The organism is Mycobacterium sp. (assembly GCF_035274705.1).
Classification (GTDB): Bacteria; Actinomycetota; Actinomycetes; order Mycobacteriales; family Mycobacteriaceae; genus Mycobacterium.
The window spans coordinates 1-15,962 of record NZ_DATENY010000106.1; the positions used below are offsets into that span (position 1 = coordinate 1).

Genomic DNA, 15,962 nt, shown 5'->3' on the forward strand with positions numbered 1-15,962 from the left:
GCGAGGAACTGGCAGCTGCTCACGCAGGTGACACGTACAACCCTGTCGATCCGACGACGCTTCCCGACCGTCTGGCGGCGGCGGGTTTTCGTGATGTACACGTCAAGACGAACGAATTCGGTTGGGCGGTGGTCGCTCGTACCCGCTGAGAGGCTCAGCGCACTTGTGCGCGGCCCCGTTGCAGCACTGCGTCTCGGTTCGCGGCGATGTCGTCGCCGCTGGCGCTGTTCATCCACTCCGTCGCCGACGTGGCCTCGATCCGCAGCCCGGCATTGGTCTGCGCGTCGTCGATGCGGTGATAGGACGCCAGCAGCGCCCGCACACCGTTCTGGTTGTTGCCGACGATTGAGGCCGCGACGTGGCGAGCGGTCGGCAGGAGCTCGTCGTGGGGTACCACCTCGGTGACGAGCCCTGCCCGCAATGCGTCGGCGGCCGACAGGTAGTCGCCGGTGAGGCTCATCCGGCGGGCCAGCCCGATACCGACCTTTTGCGGCAGCCGAACCGACAGTCCCCACATGGGCAACAGGCCGACGCGGGCGTGGGTGTCGGCGAAGCGAGCGTTTTCCGAGGCGATCAGGATGTCGCAGTACAGCGCCAACTCCAGTCCGCCGGTCACGGCCGCGCCGTTGATGGCGCCGATCACCGGCTTGGTCATCGGCGGCCACTGCGGCGAGATGTCGGGCAGCGCCGACGAGTCGCCCAGTTCCTTGAGGTCCAACCCGGCGCAGAACACCGGATCGGTGCCGGTCAGGATGACGACGTCGACGTCATCGTCGGCCTCGGCATCGCGAAGGGCGGCAAAGAACCGGCGGCGAAGCTCTGCCGATAGCGCGTTGCGCGACTGCGGCCGGTTGAGCGTCAGCGTCCGCACGCGGTCAGCCGTGTCGATGAGCAGGATGTCGTCAGTCATGGGATGAACCTATCGTGGGCGGTATGTGCCGAAACATCACAGAGCTGCGCGGCCTGCAACCAGCGGCGACCGACGAGGAGATCGAGGCCGCCGCCCGCCAGTACATCCGAAAGGTCAGCGGTATCACCCGGCCGACGACCGCCAACGCTGAGGCCTTCGAGACAGCGGTCGCCGAGGTCACCGCCACCACCACGCGGCTGCTGTCCGGACTCCCGCCGCGTCGCCAACCGCCCAAGACCGTTCCGCCGTTGCGCCGGCCGGAGGTGCGGGCGCGACTTGCGGCCAGATGACGACCACGCTGACCCAGCCCGCGCTCAAGGAGTGGAGCGCCGCCGTGCACGCGATGCTCGACGGCCGGCAGATCGTGCTGCTGCGCAAGGGCGGTATTCACGAAAAGCGGTTCGCCGTCACGGCATCGCGCTTTTTGCTGTTCCCGACGGTCGCCCATAGCCACGCCGAACGAGTGCGGCCGGAACACCGTGATCTGCTCGACGCAGCAGCGCGTGACAGCACCGAGGACACAGTCGTATTGCGCGGGGGCGCCAAAGTCGTTGCCGCCATTGAAGTTGACCGGCCCGATGCGCTCGACGAGGTCGCGTCGCTGCACATCTGGACCTCCGAATCGGTCCGCGAGGACCGGCTGGATTTCCGGCCCAAGCACCGGCTCACTGTGCTCGTGGTGCAGGCCAGTCCGCTGGTCGAACCCGTGAGGTTGGAGCGCACGCCCGAGTACGCCGGCTGCACCAGCTGGGTGCAACTACCGGTCAATCCGCAATGGGGCGACCCCGTGCACGATGACGCCACTCTGCGACAGACAGCCGAGCGGGTCCGCGCGTCAATCGGTTGACGGCGGTTGAGGTCCGGCGGGAAGGACCAGTCTCGAGGCGCCGTCGGCGAGATGCACGGTGTGCGTGGCTGATTGCAGTCGTCGACCCGTGATGACCGGTTCACCAGTGCCAAGGTTGCGCACGGCGGATGAGCCGCCGGCCTAATAGACGTAGTACGGGCTGAGCTCACGGCCGCGCTGCAGGTTGGTTTGCAGGCAGTCGACGTCGTCGGCGGCATAGATCGGCGAGTAGAACAGCGTCTGCTGAATGACGCCGTAGCTGGTCTTGTACGCGATCCCACAGGTGATCCACCAGCGGTCGTTCCAGTCCGTCGGCTTCATGATCCAGTACTGCGCGGCGCGGTGGCCGTTGATGTCGAGTTCGACAGCATCGGGCGGCAGCGTCTCCTCATAGGTACGCCAGACGAACGCCTCGACCGCCATCTGATAGTTACCGGCGTCGTAATGGCATCGCAGACTGTCCTCGTGCGCCGGCGGGGTCGCGGCCAAACCGATCCGCTTGATCACGTCGAGCGGGATGTCCTCGCACGGATCGAATGGCCGCGGATTGACGGTCTCGACCACGGGCCACTTGATCGTGGTGGACACATTGGTCATCGGGATGGCCGTCGATCGCAGCTGCACCGGGCCGCCCGCTGCGGGGCCGGGCGCGTTGGTCTGCCATACCACAATCACCGCCGCGACCAGCGCACACAGCGCTGAGATCAGGCGCAGTTTGGCGACCATCACACCCCCTCACGTTGTCCGACCCTGCGGGGGAGTGTAGCGGCCCCCTGTCAGCGGTCGAAGCTGAAACAAGAACATGTTCTAGTTGCCGGGGCGGGTCATGATCGCGGCGCAAGTAGGCTGGTCGGCTGTGACACGTGATGATCCGGCGGCCCCACGGGAGCCGGCGGGCCGGCGACGTCCAACACTGTGGGCGATCAGCGACCTGCACACGGGTCACACCGGCAACAAGCCGGTGACGGAGTCGCTGTACCCGTCGTCGGACGAGGACTGGCTGATCGTCGCCGGAGACGTCGCCGAGCGCACCGACGAGATCCATTGGTCGCTCGATCTGCTCCGCAAACGGTTCGCCAAGGTCATCTGGGTTCCGGGCAACCACGAACTGTGGACGACCAACAACGATCCGATGCAGATCTTCGGCAAGGCTCGCTACGACTACTTGGTCAACATGTGCGACGAGATGGGCATCGTCACGCCGGAGCACCCCTTTCCGGTGTGGAACGAGGAAGGCGGACCGGCCACCATCGTGCCGATGTTCCTGCTCTACGACTACACGTTCCTGCCGCAGGGCGCGGCCACCAAGGCCGAAGGATTGGCCATCGCGCGGGAACGCAACGTCGTCGGAACGGACGAGTTCCTGCTGTCGTCGGAGCCGTATGCCACTCGCGACGCCTGGTGCCGTGATCGGGTGGCCTACACCCGCAAGCGACTCGAAGACCTCGACTGGATGACGCCGACCGTACTGGTGAACCATTTTCCGCTGGTGCGCGAGCCGTGTGACGCGATGTTCTATCCGGAGTTCTCGCTGTGGTGTGGCACGACCGCCACGGCCGACTGGCATACTCGTTACAACGCCATCTGCTCGGTCTACGGCCACCTGCATATTCCGCGTACGACGTGGTATGACGATGTGCGATTTGAAGAGGTCTCTGTCGGATATCCGCGAGAATGGCGGCGCCGCAAGCCATTTCGGTGGCTGCGCCAAGTGCTGCCCGACCCGAAATACGCTCCCGGCTACCTCAACGAGTTCGGCGGCCACTTCCAGATCACGCAGGAGATGCGGGACAACGCCGAGAAGATGCAGCAACGAATCAAGGACAGGAAGTCGCGATGACCGTGGTCGCGTCTCTGCTCTCCGATGTGCTGCCAGGCGCTGTGCAGGCCCTGGCCGCCGCCGAAATGTACTCGGATCCACCGGAATTGGCTCCGTTGCCCGAAGAGGAGCCACTGATCGCGAAGTCGGTGGCCAAACGCCGCAACGAATTCATCACGGTCCGCTACTGCGCGCGACAGGCGCTCGGCGAGCTGGGTGTGCCGCCGGTGCCAATTCTGAAGGGGGAGAAGGGCGAACCATGCTGGCCCGACGGGGTCGTCGGCAGCCTCACGCATTGTGAGGGCTATCGCGGCGCTGCCGTCGGGCGAACTAGCGAGATGCGTTCGGTCGGTATCGATGCCGAACCGCACGACGTGCTGCCCAAAGGCGTGCTCGATGCGATCAGCCTGCCCGAGGAACGGGCCGAGCTGCAGGCGATGCCGGCGGGCTTGCACTGGGACCGGATCCTGTTCTGCGCCAAGGAGGCGACCTACAAGGCGTGGTTTCCGCTGACGCGGCGGTGGCTGGGATTCGAGGACGCCCACATCGCGTTCGACATCGATGACACGGGGGTGGCCGGTGGATTCACGTCGCGAATTCTGATCGACCCGGCCGCGCTGTCGGGACCGCCGTTGGAAACCCTGTCCGGACGGTGGTCGGTGCGGGATGGTCTGGCGTTGACGGCGATCATCTTATGACCGACGCTGGCCTTGTCGTCGTCGACAAGCCGGCGGGCATGACGAGCCACGATGTGGTGGGCCGCTGCCGGCGGATATTCGGCACCCGAAAGGTCGGGCACGCCGGAACTCTGGACCCGATGGCCACCGGTGTGCTGGTCGTCGGCATCGAGCGGGCGACCAAGATCCTGGGTCTGCTGACCGCGACCGACAAGTCGTATGCCGCGACCATCCGGCTGGGCCAGACGACCTCGACCGAGGACGCGGAAGGTCAGATCCTGCAAACGGTTTCAGCCGACGCTGTCACCGACGCCCAGATCGAAGCCGCCGTCGCGGCGCTGCGAGGCGACATCGATCAGATCCCGTCGGCGGTCAGCGCGGTCAAGGTCGGCGGCACGCGGGCCTACAAGCTGGCCCGCGAGGGACAGGCGGTCGAACTGGCACCGCGCGGCGTCCGCATCGACCGGTTCGACGTGCTGGCCATCCGGCACCATGACGGCCTCGTCGACGTCGATGTCGAGGTCGACTGCTCGAGCGGCACGTACATCCGTGCGCTGGCCCGCGACGTCGGCGCTGCACTCGGAGTCGGCGGACACCTCACCGCGCTACGCCGCACCCGCGTCGGCCGGTTCGGCCTCGACCAGGCCCGCACCCTCGATGAGCTGGCCGACCACCCCCGCCTGTCCTACAGCCTCGATGAGGCGTGCCTGCAGTCATTTCCGCGCCGTGACCTGACCGCCGAGGAGGCAGAGCACACCCGGCATGGCAGGCCACTGAAACCCGTTGGAATCGAAGGGGTTTACGCAGCGACCGCAGCCGACGGTCAGGTCATCGCATTGTTGAAAGACGATGCGAACCGTACGAAATCTGTCGTGGTATTGCGCCCCGCTACTCTTTAGAATTCGGCACGGCGCTACCGGTCAACAGCGCATACTGACATCTTCCGCGAGCGTCAGGAGCGCACGATGCCATCGGCCTACAAACTTCTTCAGCTGACACTCGTGGTATTCGGCCTGGTTGCTTTGCTCTTGTATCCCCTTGCACTGGTGTGGCCGTCGGGATGGGCATGGCATTCCGGTCCACCGCATGATTCGCAGTACTTCATGATGATCGTCGGCATCTACGCGACGTTGGGCGTCTTTCTGTTGATCGCCGCACGACGTCCGGAGGCCAACCTGAGCCTGATCTGGTTCGCAGTGTGGTCCAGTCTCGTGCACGCGGCGGTCATGGCCGTGCAGTCCTTCGGCCACGGGCACCACATGGGACACCTGTGGGGTGACGTGCCGGCGCTGCTACTCGGCGCGATCGTCCTGTCGGCTCTTGTGCTGGCAGCTGACCTGAAGAAACCCGCGGCTGACCGCGTCGGACTGCCGGAAGGCTAACCAACCACCCAAATCGCTTCTGCGGCAGGGCTTCCCAAATCGACTGTCGTATCCTCGCCATCCGCGGACTCGATGGCCACCGAGATCATGCCCGCGAAGTCGCGACGGGCCAGCACCCGCAGCCGCGAGTCCAGGCTGATGCCGACGCTGTCGAAGTACCTCAGCATCTCCGGGTCGGCGTCGGAGATCCGGGCCACCGTGCCGGCGTCGCCGTCGTGACAGACCGATAGTTGGCGCGCCGGCGGTGTCGGCACCTGCCCGTCGGCCGCGGGGATCGGATCGCCGTGCGGATCGCGAGTCGGATGTCCGAGTTTGGCGTCGATCCGGTCCAGCATCCGATCCGACACCGCATGCTCGAGGATCTCGGCCTCGTCGTGCACCTCGTCCCAGCTGTAACCGAGCTCGTTCACCAGGAACGTCTCCATCAGCCGGTGCCGGCGCACCATCGCCAGGGCTGCCCGCCGACCCGCCTCCGTCAGCGTCACCGCGCCGTACTTCTCGTGATCGACCAGCCCTTGGTCGGCCAGCTTGCGGATGGACTCGGATGCGGTGCTTGCGGACACGCCGATCCGCTCGGCCAGCATCTTGGTGCTGACCTTCTCCAGAGACCATTCCTGCGCGGTCCAGATGACCTTCAGATAGTCCTGGGCAACCGTGCTCAGGTCGCGAGGGTCACTGTCAGGACTCACAGTTGGAAAGTTTAGGCAATCTTCACCTGATCTGGTGATCCAGCGACGCCAGGCACACCGCTGCGCCGTAGGCTTGCGGCGTGCAGCGCTGGCGGGGGCAGGACGATATCCCGACGGACTGGGGCCGATGTGTCGTCACCATCGGCGTGTTCGACGGTGTCCATCGCGGCCATCAGGAACTGATCAACCACGCGGTCAAGGCCGGCCGGTCCCGCGGCGTGCCGACCGTGTTGATGACGTTCGACCCGCACCCGATGGAGGTCGTGTTTCCCGGCAGTCATCCCGCCCAGCTGACCACGCTGACGCGTCGCGCCGAGCTCGTCGAGGAACTGGGCATCGACGTGTTCCTGGTGATGCCGTTCACCTCGGATTTCATGAAGCTCACCCCCGAGCGCTACATCCACGAGCTGCTGGTGGAACGCCTGCACGTGGTCGAGGTCGTCGTGGGGGAGAACTTCACCTTCGGCAAGAAAGCGCAAGGCAACGTCTACCTGCTGCGCAAAGCCGCAGAACGGTTCGGCTTCGCGGTCGAAGGCATGTCGCTGGTGGCTGAGCATCACCAGGACGAGACCGTGACGTTCTCGTCGACCTACATCCGCTCCTGCGTCGATGCGGGCGACGTCGTGGCCGCCACGGAGGCGCTGGGCCGGCCGCACCGCGTCGAGGGCGTGGTGGTCCGCGGCGACGGTCGCGGCAAGGTGCTGGGCTTTCCCACTGCCAACGTCGCACCACCGATGTACTCGGCCATCCCCGCCGACGGCGTCTACGCGGCCTGGTTCACGGTGCTCGGCCACGGCCCGGTGATGGGCACCGTCATCCCCGGCGAGCGATACCAGGCCGCGGTGTCCGTCGGCACCAACCCGACGTTTTCCGGGCGTACACGCACGGTGGAGGCGTTCATACTGGACACCACTGCCGACCTGTATGGCCAGCATGTGGCCGTGGACTTCGTCGCCCGCATCCGGGGACAGGAGAAGTTCGAACGGGTCGAGGACCTGGTCGCGACCATGGGCATCGACACCGAGCACGCCCGCACGATTCTGTCCGCGCGCTGACCATGAGATAAGCTGCCTGTCGACGACGACGTGTGCTGCAGTTCGCGGCGGCCGCGTCGCCCTTCTTTGTTGAAGGGCACTGATTTTGTCGCGGACCGATGGATATGGAGTTATTTTCGTGGCGCTCACAGCCGAACAGAAGAAGGACATCCTGGGCCAGTACGGCCTGCACGACACCGACACCGGGTCGCCGGAAGCTCAGGTCGCGCTGCTGACGAAGCGGATCGCGGACCTGACCGAGCACCTGAAGGTGCACAAGCATGATCACCACTCGCGACGGGGCCTGCTGCTGCTGGTGGGTCGGCGACGTCGTCTGCTGAAGTACGTCGCACAGGTCGACGTGGAGCGCTACCGCTCGCTGATCGACCGGCTTGGCCTGCGTCGCTGACGCCCGAGCCCTTATTCGGTCGCGTACCTGCTGCGCTGTAACATAGGTGTGTTCGCCAGCCGTTTGGTGCGAACACGAGGGTGCGGTTCGCGCAGTTCCGCGTGCACCGTTCCCGCGCGTCATGTCAGGACCCGCCTGATCGCGCGGTCTTCGGTAGTGGCTGCCGGGTTCCCCTTCTTTTGAGGGGCCGGGTCCGACAGCTTCGATCGATGGCCGTAGTCGCATCTAGGCCGGTGGTTCAGACGCTGTGACGACGCGAAACAGCTGAACAGTGAACCCAGAGAGGCCTTACGGACGTCCATGTCTGTAGTTGAAATTGAAGACGGCGTGTACGAATCCACCGCCGCGATCGACAACGGGAGCTTCGGCACCCGCACCATCCGCTTCGAGACCGGTCGGCTCGCCCAGCAAGCCGCCGGGTCGGTCGTCGCCTACCTCGACGACGAGACGATGCTGCTGTCGGCGACCACCGCCAGCAAGAACCCCAAGGACCATTTCGACTTCTTCCCGCTGACGATCGACGTCGAAGAGCGGATGTACGCCGCGGGCCGGATCCCCGGTTCGTTCTTCCGCCGCGAGGGTCGCCCGTCAACGGACGCGATCCTGACTTGCCGGCTGACCGACCGGCCGCTGCGCCCGTCGTTCGTCAGCGGCCTGCGCAACGAGATCCAGGTCGTTGTCACCGTGATGAGCCTGGATCCGAACGATCTGTACGACGTGGTGGCCATCAACGCGGCGTCGGCGTCCACCCAGCTGGCGGGCCTGCCGTTTTCCGGGCCCATCGGAGCGGTGCGCGTCGCGCTGATCTCGGATGCTGGAAATACAGGGGCTACCTGGGTCGCCTTCCCGACAGTGGAGCAGCTCGAGGGCGCCGTGTTCGACATGGTCGTCGCGGGCCGTGTGCTCGAAGACAACGACGTGGCCATCATGATGGTCGAGGCCGAGGCCACCGAGAACGTGATCGAGCTGATCGCCGGTGGAGCGCAAGCGCCGACGGAAGCCGTTGTCGCCGAAGGTCTCGAGGCCGCCAAGCCGTTCATCGCCACGCTGTGCGCTGCGCAGCAGGAGCTGGCCGCTCGCGCGGCCAAGCCCACCGGCGAGTACCCCGTCTTCCCCGACTACAACGACGACGTCTACTACGCCGTCGCGTCGATCGCCACCGACGAACTGTCCAAGGCGCTGACCATCGCGGGTAAGAACGAGCGCAACGACCGCACCGACGAGATCAAGGTCGAGGTGCTCGAGCGACTGTCTGAGCAATTCGCAGGCCGCGAGAAAGAGATCGGCGCCGCGTTCCGGTCGCTGACCAAAAAGCTTGTGCGCCAGCGTATTCTGACCGACCACTTCCGCATCGATGGTCGCGGGATCACCGATATTCGCGCCCTGAGCGCCGAGGTGGCCGTGGTGCCGCGGGCGCACGGCAGCGCGTTGTTCGAGCGCGGCGAGACCCAGATCCTGGGTGTCACCACGCTGGACATGATCAAGATGGCCCAGCAGATCGACTCGCTGGGGCCTGAGACCACCAAGCGCTACATGCACCACTACAACTTCCCGCCGTATTCGACCGGTGAGACCGGTCGCGTCGGCTCGCCGAAGCGTCGTGAGATCGGCCACGGTGCGCTCGCGGAGCGTGCCTTGATGCCAGTGCTGCCGAGCATCGAAGAGTTCCCGTACGCCATCAGGCAGGTCTCCGAGGCGCTCGGCTCCAACGGCTCGACGTCGATGGGGTCGGTCTGCGCGTCGACCCTGTCGCTGCTCAACGCCGGTGTGCCGCTGAAGGCTCCGGTGGCAGGCATCGCCATGGGCCTGGTGTCCGATGACGTCGAGGTCGAAGGCGGCGGCACGGAGCGGCGCTTCGTCACGCTGACCGACATCCTCGGCGCCGAGGATGCGTTCGGCGACATGGACTTCAAGTGCGCAGGCACCAAAGACTTCGTCACCGCGCTTCAGTTGGACACCAAGCTCGACGGGATCCCGTCGCAGGTGCTCGCCGGTGCGTTGTCGCAGGCCAAGGATGCGCGACTGACCATCCTCGAGGTGATGGCCGAGGCCATCGACTCACCCGACGAGATGAGCCCCTACGCGCCGCGGATCACCACGATCAAGGTGCCGGTCGACAAGATCGGCGAGGTCATCGGCCCCAAGGGCAAGATGATCAACTCGATCACCGAGGAGACTGGCGCGCAGATCTCGATCGAGGACGACGGCACGGTGTTCGTCGGCGCCTCCAACGGCGAGGCCGCCCAGGCCGCGATCGACAAGATCAACGCGATTGCCAACCCACAGCTGCCCAAGATCGGCGAGCGGTTCCTCGGAACCATCGTCAAGACAACGGATTTCGGCGCTTTCGTGTCGCTGTTGCCGGGCCGCGACGGGCTGGTGCACATCTCCAAGCTCGGCAGGGGCAAGCGCATCGCGAAGGTCGAAGATGTGGTCAACGTCGGTGACAAGCTGCGCGTGGAGATCGCCGACATCGACAACCGCGGCAAGATCTCGCTGATCCTCGTCGCCGAGGAAGAAGCAGCGGGCGAGGCCTCTGGCGCCGAACCTGTCGATGCCGCAACGGCGAGCAACTAGCGCGTTGCGCCGGGGCCGGCGCAGCGACGAAACCGCGGGCGCGCTGCGCCGCACTGTTCTGCCTGGCGGCCTTCGGGTCGTCACCGAGCACGTCCCGTCGGTCCATTCGGCCTCGGTGGGCGTGTGGGTCGGCGTGGGTTCGCGCGACGAGGGCCGCAGTGTGGCCGGTGCCGCCCACTTCCTTGAACACCTGCTGTTCAAGGCGACGCCGACGCGCACCGCGGTCGAAATCGCCCAGGCTGTCGACGCGGTCGGCGGCGAGCTGAACGCGTTCACCGCCCGCGAGCACACCTGCTACTACGCACATGTGCTCGACTCCGATCTCGAGCTGGCCATCGACCTGGTCGCCGACGTGGTGCTGCGAGGGCGCTGCGCCGCCGACGATGTCGAGGTCGAACGCGACGTCGTACTCGAGGAGATCGCCATGCGCGACGACGATCCCGAGGACACGATCGGCGACGTGTTCTTGGGGGCGTTGTTCGGTGCCCATCCGGTGGGCCGGCCTGTCATCGGCAGCGTCGACTCGATTTCGGAGATGACGCGCGCGCAACTGCATTCCTTCCACACCCGTCGCTACACCCCAGAGCGGATGGTGGTGGCGGTCGCGGGCAACGTCGAGCATGACGAGGTGGTTGCTCTGGTGCGCGAGTACTTCGATTCCCGATTGGTCCGTGGTCGCAGCCCGGTGGCCCCGCGTACGGGCGCGGGAAGGGTGGCCGGCCAGCCTAGCCTGAAAATGCTGGCCCGGGACGGCGAGCAGATGCACCTGTCGATCGGCGTACGAACCCCTGGGCGGCATTGGAACCACCGATGGGCGTTGTCCGTGCTCAACTCCGCGTTGGGCGGCGGTCTGAGTTCGCGCCTTTTCCAACAGATCCGGGAAACGCGCGGTCTGGCCTACTCGGTCTACTCGGCGGTCGACACGTTTTCCGACACGGGAGCGCTGTCGGTCTATGCCGCATGCCTACCGGAACGGTTCGACGAGGTGGTCGGTGTAACGGCCGAAGTTCTCGCGACCGTGGCCCGCGACGGCATCACCGAAGCGGAATGCCGGATCGCCAAGGGCTCACTGCGTGGAGGGCTGGTGCTCGGGCTCGAGGACTCCAACTCGCGGATGAACCGGATCGGGCGCAGCGAGCTGAGTTACGGCGAGCACCGCACCATCGAGTACACCTTGTCCAAAATCGACGAGGTCACTCTCGACGAGGTGAACGCCGTGGCGCACAAGCTGCTGACCCGGCCGTTCGGCGCCGCCGTGCTCGGCCCTGCGCGGTCGAAACGATCGCTGCCGCAGCCCCTTCGGTCCATCGCTGGCTGATCGCCCCTGCACACCGGTGCTGCCACTACCGCTGGCATAGGTGTCACATCTAGGGAAACGCCCGATTTCTCGCCGGACCGTCTTGTCATACGTTTGGACCGCAAATTTGCACAGTGTGCGCTTGGTGCAGGCACTGCGACGCGGACGGAACGTTTGCTGGATGGGGAGGATTGAGATCGGTGGGGGATAACTGGATGGATCGACAATTGACGGACGTCGCTACCGATCGTCACCGAACGAACTCGTCTAGCCATTCCAGAAGCGTCGGAACAGCTAACACATCGACGTTGAACGGACACGAGCAGACGCATTCGGTGGCAGTCATCGATAGCCACGATGCGATCCATGCCGCCGTGGAGCTATGGTGCTCGCAGGCCGACCCCCCGATCCGATTCGCGGGCAATTTCTATTCGGCCAATCAGTTTCTCGAAGAGCATCCGGCCGCCGGTAAGTCGAGGGTCGGCGCAGTCGTGCTCGAACTCGAGGCGCAGCGGAACCACGTGGACTTCAGCGCGCTGGACCGCATCGTTGCCCGAGGGCACCGTGTAATTGTGTACTCGCACGTGGCAACTGACGAAGTCATTCTCACTTCCTTGGATCGTGGCGCCGTCACGTATTTGGCGAAGTCGGAGCGCAAGGACCATCTGCTCGACGCAATCCGCGCGGCGGGAACAGACCGCCCATATGTCGGACCGCTTATGGCCGGGGCAATGCTGAACGACAGCACGGCGGGTCGCCCGAATCTTGCCCCACGGGAGAAGGAAGTGCTGATTGCGTGGTTTCGGACCGAAAGCAAGGACCTTGTCGCCCGTCAGCTGCAGATTGCACCCACGACAGTGCGGACTCATTTGCAACGGGTCCGCGCCAAGTACGCCGCCGTGGGCCGTCCGGCGACGACCAAGGCAGCGTTGGTTGCCCGCGCGATTCAGGACGGCATAGTCAACGTCGACGATATGTAGGGGCCGAGCCGTCGCTGTTACAGCAGATGACGAAAGCCAATCGGAATGTTGGCTAGGAGTTGTGATCGAGCCCTGAAGCAGGTTGCCACGAGGGGACACGGGTTCGCGACATCGAGGATTTGCGACGCAGCCCCGGCGCGATCGCCGGCGTCCGCTTCCCATCTGCTTCTCACGTCCTCGGCAGTGCTGAGAACATTCGAGCTTTATTAAGACGTTTGTGGACCTGGTCCGAGCAACGCGCCGCGTCCCTATTGCGGAGGCCCGCCCGGCAACCCCTCGAAGCCGGGTGGCGAAGCCTTGCATGTCCTCGTCATCGCGCGCGGTGCTAGCGACTGAGGCTGGACAGTGCCGATCTTCCTCCTCTCTTGTGTTTCCTCGCGCTTCTTCATTTGTGAGCTTTGATCGTATGCCTGCAAAGCGGGGTTGAACCGAGTAGAGCACTACTCGACTTTCGGTAGGGCGAGATTGCAAAATAAGGGCATTAGCAAATAGCGAACCGGCACTATAGAGCCCAGGACTGGACGGCCTGGAGATCGTTCGAACGCATGACATCGGTGCGGATTCGGCGTCATCTCATTCGGCGAACGGCGTCCCGTAGCCGGTTGAGCGAACCTCATCGAGGCAGCTGTTGGACGCATTTGCCCGAAGGTCAGCATGGTTTGCTGTCTCGATGGAGTCCGATGCTCAAGCGGCCTGCCTACCGCCGCGGGGATCGACCTCAGGCCAGAACGGTCGCGGGATCGGTGTAGGGCAGCCCGAGGTCGAAGGCGACCTGCTCTGACAGCAGTGCACCGTCGTGTGTGGACAGACCCTTCGCGAGGGCTGGATCAGCCTCGCACGCCGCATGCCAGCCCTTGTCGGCCAGCTTGAGTACGTACGGCATGGTGGCGTTCGTCAGCGCGAAGGTCGACGTGCGGGGCACCGCGCCAGGCATGTTGGCCACGCAGTAGAACAGCGTGTCGTGCACGGCAAAGGTGGGATCGTCGTGGGTGGTTGGCCGCGAATCTTCGAAGCAGCCACCCTGGTCGATCGCGATGTCGACGAGGACCGCCCCCGACTTCATATGCGCCACAGTCGAATTGGTTACCAACTTCGGAGCTTTCGCGCCGGGCACCAGGACTGCGCCGATCACCAGGTCGGCGTTCTTGAGGGCGTCCTCCAGCTCGAGGATGGAGGAGTAGCGGGTTTCGATGCGACCGCCGAATTCGGCGTCCACCTCGCGCAGTCTGTTGATGTTGACGTCGAACACCGTGACGTGGGCGCCCATTCCGGCGGCTACTCGCGCCGCGTTGTATCCGGCGGTGCCGCCGCCGATCACCACGACGTCGGCTGGCGCGACGCCGGGCACACCGCCCATTAGGACGCCGCGGCCGCCGTGGCTGCGCATCAGGTGATAGGCGCCGACCTGTGCCGATAACCGGCCGGCCACTTCGCTCATCGGGGCCAAGAGAGGAAGCGCGACTGATCCGTCTGGGCTGGCGGTCTGCACGGTTTCGTAGGCGATCGACGTGGTGCCCGAAGCGAGCAGGGCATCCGTGCACGGCTTGGACGCCGCCAAGTGCAGATAAGTGAAAAGCGTCTGGCCCTCGCGCAGGCGCGAGTACTCGGCCTCGATCGGCTCCTTGACCTTGAGCAGCAGATCCGCCTCGGCCCACACTTCGTCGGCGCCATTGATCAGCTGGGCGCCCGCCCGCTTGAAGTCGGCATCGGAGATCGCCGATCCCTCACCCGCGCCGGACTGGATGATCACCTCGTGGCCACGATGGACCAGTTCGGCCACACCTGCCGGGGTGATGGCAACGCGGTATTCGTTGTTCTTGATCTCGGTCGGGATGCCGACGCGCATGACCTCTCCTAGAGTCGTTGTGTTACCCAGAATTGTGAAGAATTGTCGATATAAAGGCAACTATCACGATGATTCTTCGATAAAGTGCAATGATGACAGAAGGAGCAACGAAACAATCAACGGCTACGGCCCGGTCGTCGAAGGATGTTCGGCCAGTTGAGATCGACGACGTCGACCGTCGCATCCTGACCGCGCTGCACGCCGACGCCCGGATGTCGAACAATGCGCTTGCCGAACTGGTCGGTATCGCCCCGTCGACCTGTCATGGTCGCGTTCGGCGACTGCAGGAAGTCGGTGTGATCCGCGGCTTCTATGCCGACATCGATCCCGCAGCGATCGGATTGACGCTGCAGGCGATGATTTCGGTCAGCCTGCAGTCCAACGCGCGCGGCAAGATTCGCAACTTCATTCAGCACATCCGCCGCAGGCCGCAGGTGATGGACGTCTACTTCCTGGCTGGAGCCGACGACTTCATCCTGCACGTCGCCGCGCGTGATACCGACGATCTGCGGTCGTTCGTCGTGGAGAACCTCAACGCCGACGCCGACGTCGCCGGGACCCAGACATCCCTGATCTTCGAACACCTTCGGGGCGCATCGCCGCTGTGAACGATCCCATCCGGATCAACGTGTGTAACGAATGAAAGGCATCTGCACACAGCAGTCAGGTACGCGCCATCCAGCTTCTTCGAAAGGACGAACAATGAAGTCCTTCACCATTCCGGCCATCGCAGGAGCAATTGCCCTGGCGGCCCTCGGATTTGCCGGAGCGGCTAACGCGGCGCCATCGGGCGCCGTAACCGCCGCGCAGACCGTCACCCAGCTGCAGTCCCAAGGGTTCGACGTCATCGTGAACAAGGTCGGCACTGCTCCGCTCGACCAGTGCGTGGTGAACGCCGTGCGCCAGGGGCAGACGTTCTCCCGCATGGATTCGGGCGCTCCCGGCGCGATGAACGACATCGTCACCACCGTCACGGCTAAGACCGTGTTCGTTGACGTGGCTTGCTGACCTACGGCGCTATGGATCCTTGTCTTCTTCTGGCAGTAGGTATTTCTCGGGGTGGTGGTAGTTGTTGACTCGTGTTTGGCCGGTGTCGAGGTGGGGTGGTGGGTTCCATTCGGTGGTGCCGTCTTTGCGTTTTCGGGTGGTCCAGCTGCTTTGTTCGATCAGCCGGTTGTCGGGTCCGCAGGCCAGGGTGAGTGTGTTGATGTTGGTTTGGCCGTGGGCGGCATCCCAGCCGTCGACGTGGTGGGCTTGGGTCCAGTAGCCGGGGGCGGTGCAGCCGGGTCGGGTGCAGCCGCGATCCAGTGCGTGGAGCACGATGCGTTGCCCGGGGGTGGCGAAGCGTTTCGCGCGGCCGCAGTAGAGCTGTTGGGGATCGTGTTTGTCGTAGACCACCAAATAGTGATGCGACTGAGAAGCCAGCCGGATGATGTCGCGCATCGGTAGCAGGCTGCCGCCGGCGGTGACACCGACCCCGGCGGCGGCTTCGAGA

At 64.8% G+C, this 15,962-nt stretch carries 18 protein-coding genes; 13 read left to right on the forward strand and 5 right to left on the reverse strand.

The window, feature by feature from the left end:
- Positions 1 to 154: 154 nt before the first annotated feature.
- Positions 155 to 910 carry an enoyl-CoA hydratase gene (locus tag VJV41_RS22270; protein WP_325337322.1) on the reverse strand — a complete coding sequence of 252 codons (756 nt, stop codon included), beginning with the start codon at positions 908 to 910 and terminating at the stop codon, positions 155 to 157.
- Between the two features lie 23 nt (positions 911 to 933).
- Here VJV41_RS22270 and VJV41_RS22275 point away from each other — a divergent pair, with 23 nt between their 5' ends.
- Complete coding sequence (locus VJV41_RS22275; protein WP_325337324.1) at positions 934 to 1,200, forward strand: DUF2277 domain-containing protein; 267 nt, start codon at positions 934 to 936, stop codon at positions 1,198 to 1,200.
- Positions 1,197 to 1,757 (forward strand): DUF1802 family protein, encoded by a 561-nt coding sequence (locus VJV41_RS22280; RefSeq protein WP_325337326.1) that lies wholly within the window; start codon positions 1,197 to 1,199, stop codon positions 1,755 to 1,757. The genes VJV41_RS22275 and VJV41_RS22280 overlap by 4 nt, the downstream gene beginning before the upstream one ends.
- A 141-nt stretch (positions 1,758 to 1,898) precedes the next feature.
- Here VJV41_RS22280 and VJV41_RS22285 read toward each other — a convergent pair whose 3' ends face one another.
- Positions 1,899 to 2,483, reverse strand: a complete 585-nt coding sequence (locus tag VJV41_RS22285) for a DUF3558 domain-containing protein (RefSeq protein ID WP_325337351.1) — start codon at positions 2,481 to 2,483, stop codon at positions 1,899 to 1,901.
- A gap of 130 nt (positions 2,484 to 2,613) precedes the next feature.
- On the opposite strand from VJV41_RS22285, the gene VJV41_RS22290 reads away from it, so the two are divergent.
- The 4 genes from VJV41_RS22290 to VJV41_RS22305 all read left to right on the forward strand — a co-directional run bounded on the left by VJV41_RS22290 (position 2,614) and on the right by VJV41_RS22305 (position 5,635).
- On the forward strand, positions 2,614 to 3,597 hold the full coding sequence (locus tag VJV41_RS22290) for a metallophosphoesterase (RefSeq protein ID WP_325337328.1): 984 nt from the start codon (positions 2,614 to 2,616) through the stop codon (positions 3,595 to 3,597).
- Positions 3,594 to 4,274 (forward strand): 4'-phosphopantetheinyl transferase, encoded by a 681-nt coding sequence (locus tag VJV41_RS22295; protein WP_325337330.1) that lies wholly within the window; start codon positions 3,594 to 3,596, stop codon positions 4,272 to 4,274. Before VJV41_RS22290 ends, VJV41_RS22295 begins: the two co-directional genes overlap by 4 nt.
- Positions 4,271 to 5,152 (forward strand): tRNA pseudouridine(55) synthase TruB, encoded by an 882-nt coding sequence (truB, locus tag VJV41_RS22300; protein WP_325337332.1) that lies wholly within the window; start codon positions 4,271 to 4,273, stop codon positions 5,150 to 5,152. The genes VJV41_RS22295 and truB overlap by 4 nt, the downstream gene beginning before the upstream one ends.
- A 66-nt stretch (positions 5,153 to 5,218) precedes the next feature.
- A complete protein-coding gene (locus tag VJV41_RS22305; RefSeq protein ID WP_325337333.1) occupies positions 5,219 to 5,635 on the forward strand; it encodes a DUF6632 domain-containing protein in 417 nt (138 codons plus the stop codon).
- Here VJV41_RS22305 and mntR read toward each other — a convergent pair.
- The gene (mntR, locus tag VJV41_RS22310) at positions 5,632 to 6,324 is read right to left on the reverse strand and encodes a manganese-binding transcriptional regulator MntR (protein ID WP_325337334.1); all 693 of its coding nucleotides are present in this window, start codon (positions 6,322 to 6,324) and stop codon (positions 5,632 to 5,634) included. The two genes, VJV41_RS22305 and mntR, sit on opposite strands and share 4 nt — an antisense overlap.
- Before the next feature lie 80 nt (positions 6,325 to 6,404).
- Between mntR and VJV41_RS22315 the strand changes: the two genes are divergently transcribed.
- The 5 genes from VJV41_RS22315 (at position 6,405) to VJV41_RS22335 (ending at position 12,621) form a co-directional block, all read left to right on the forward strand.
- Complete coding sequence (locus tag VJV41_RS22315) at positions 6,405 to 7,379, forward strand: bifunctional riboflavin kinase/FAD synthetase (protein WP_325337335.1); 975 nt, start codon at positions 6,405 to 6,407, stop codon at positions 7,377 to 7,379.
- A 118-nt stretch (positions 7,380 to 7,497) separates the two neighbouring features.
- Entirely contained in the window at positions 7,498 to 7,767 is a 270-nt protein-coding gene (gene rpsO / locus VJV41_RS22320; protein ID WP_325337336.1) for a 30S ribosomal protein S15, read from the forward strand.
- Between the two features lie 300 nt (positions 7,768 to 8,067).
- Positions 8,068 to 10,344: a polyribonucleotide nucleotidyltransferase gene (locus tag VJV41_RS22325; protein ID WP_325337337.1), complete on the forward strand. Its 2,277-nt coding sequence runs from the start codon at positions 8,068 to 8,070 to the stop codon at positions 10,342 to 10,344.
- Complete coding sequence (locus VJV41_RS22330) at positions 10,322 to 11,662, forward strand: pitrilysin family protein (RefSeq protein WP_325337339.1); 1,341 nt, start codon at positions 10,322 to 10,324, stop codon at positions 11,660 to 11,662. Before VJV41_RS22325 ends, VJV41_RS22330 begins: the two co-directional genes overlap by 23 nt.
- A gap of 314 nt (positions 11,663 to 11,976) precedes the next feature.
- A complete protein-coding gene (locus VJV41_RS22335) occupies positions 11,977 to 12,621 on the forward strand; it encodes a LuxR C-terminal-related transcriptional regulator (RefSeq protein WP_325337341.1) in 645 nt (214 codons plus the stop codon).
- Positions 12,622 to 13,339: 718 nt separating this feature from the next.
- Here the strand turns inward: VJV41_RS22335 and ald are convergent.
- On the reverse strand, positions 13,340 to 14,467 hold the full coding sequence (ald, locus tag VJV41_RS22340) for an alanine dehydrogenase (protein ID WP_325337343.1): 1,128 nt from the start codon (positions 14,465 to 14,467) through the stop codon (positions 13,340 to 13,342).
- A 92-nt stretch (positions 14,468 to 14,559) separates the two neighbouring features.
- Between ald and VJV41_RS22345 the strand changes: the two genes are divergently transcribed.
- Positions 14,560 to 15,075, forward strand: a complete 516-nt coding sequence (locus VJV41_RS22345) for an Lrp/AsnC family transcriptional regulator (RefSeq protein ID WP_325337345.1) — start codon at positions 14,560 to 14,562, stop codon at positions 15,073 to 15,075.
- 94 nt (positions 15,076 to 15,169) lie between these two features.
- Positions 15,170 to 15,475 (forward strand): hypothetical protein, encoded by a 306-nt coding sequence (locus tag VJV41_RS22350; RefSeq protein ID WP_325337347.1) that lies wholly within the window; start codon positions 15,170 to 15,172, stop codon positions 15,473 to 15,475.
- A gap of 9 nt (positions 15,476 to 15,484) precedes the next feature.
- On the opposite strand, the gene VJV41_RS22355 is transcribed toward VJV41_RS22350, so the two are convergent.
- A partial coding sequence (locus VJV41_RS22355; RefSeq protein ID WP_325337349.1) for an HNH endonuclease signature motif containing protein occupies positions 15,485 to 15,962 on the reverse strand: 478 nt, incomplete at its 5' end.

Coding starts and splice junctions, on each gene's coding strand:
- truB (WP_325337332.1), top strand. CDS start 4,271: ATGACCGACGCTGGCCTTGTCGTCGTCGACAAGCCGGCGGGCATGACG.
- VJV41_RS22330 (WP_325337339.1), top strand. CDS start 10,322: ATGCCGCAACGGCGAGCAACTAGCGCGTTGCGCCGGGGCCGGCGCAGC.
- VJV41_RS22295 (WP_325337330.1), top strand. CDS start 3,594: ATGACCGTGGTCGCGTCTCTGCTCTCCGATGTGCTGCCAGGCGCTGTG.
- VJV41_RS22325 (WP_325337337.1), top strand. CDS start 8,068: ATGTCTGTAGTTGAAATTGAAGACGGCGTGTACGAATCCACCGCCGCG.
- VJV41_RS22280 (WP_325337326.1), top strand. CDS start 1,197: ATGACGACCACGCTGACCCAGCCCGCGCTCAAGGAGTGGAGCGCCGCC.
- VJV41_RS22350 (WP_325337347.1), top strand. CDS start 15,170: ATGAAGTCCTTCACCATTCCGGCCATCGCAGGAGCAATTGCCCTGGCG.
- ald (WP_325337343.1), bottom strand. CDS start 14,467: ATGCGCGTCGGCATCCCGACCGAGATCAAGAACAACGAATACCGCGTT.
- VJV41_RS22275 (WP_325337324.1), top strand. CDS start 934: ATGTGCCGAAACATCACAGAGCTGCGCGGCCTGCAACCAGCGGCGACC.
- VJV41_RS22305 (WP_325337333.1), top strand. CDS start 5,219: ATGCCATCGGCCTACAAACTTCTTCAGCTGACACTCGTGGTATTCGGC.
- VJV41_RS22285 (WP_325337351.1), bottom strand. CDS start 2,483: ATGGTCGCCAAACTGCGCCTGATCTCAGCGCTGTGTGCGCTGGTCGCG.
- VJV41_RS22345 (WP_325337345.1), top strand. CDS start 14,560: ATGACAGAAGGAGCAACGAAACAATCAACGGCTACGGCCCGGTCGTCG.
- VJV41_RS22270 (WP_325337322.1), bottom strand. CDS start 910: ATGACTGACGACATCCTGCTCATCGACACGGCTGACCGCGTGCGGACG.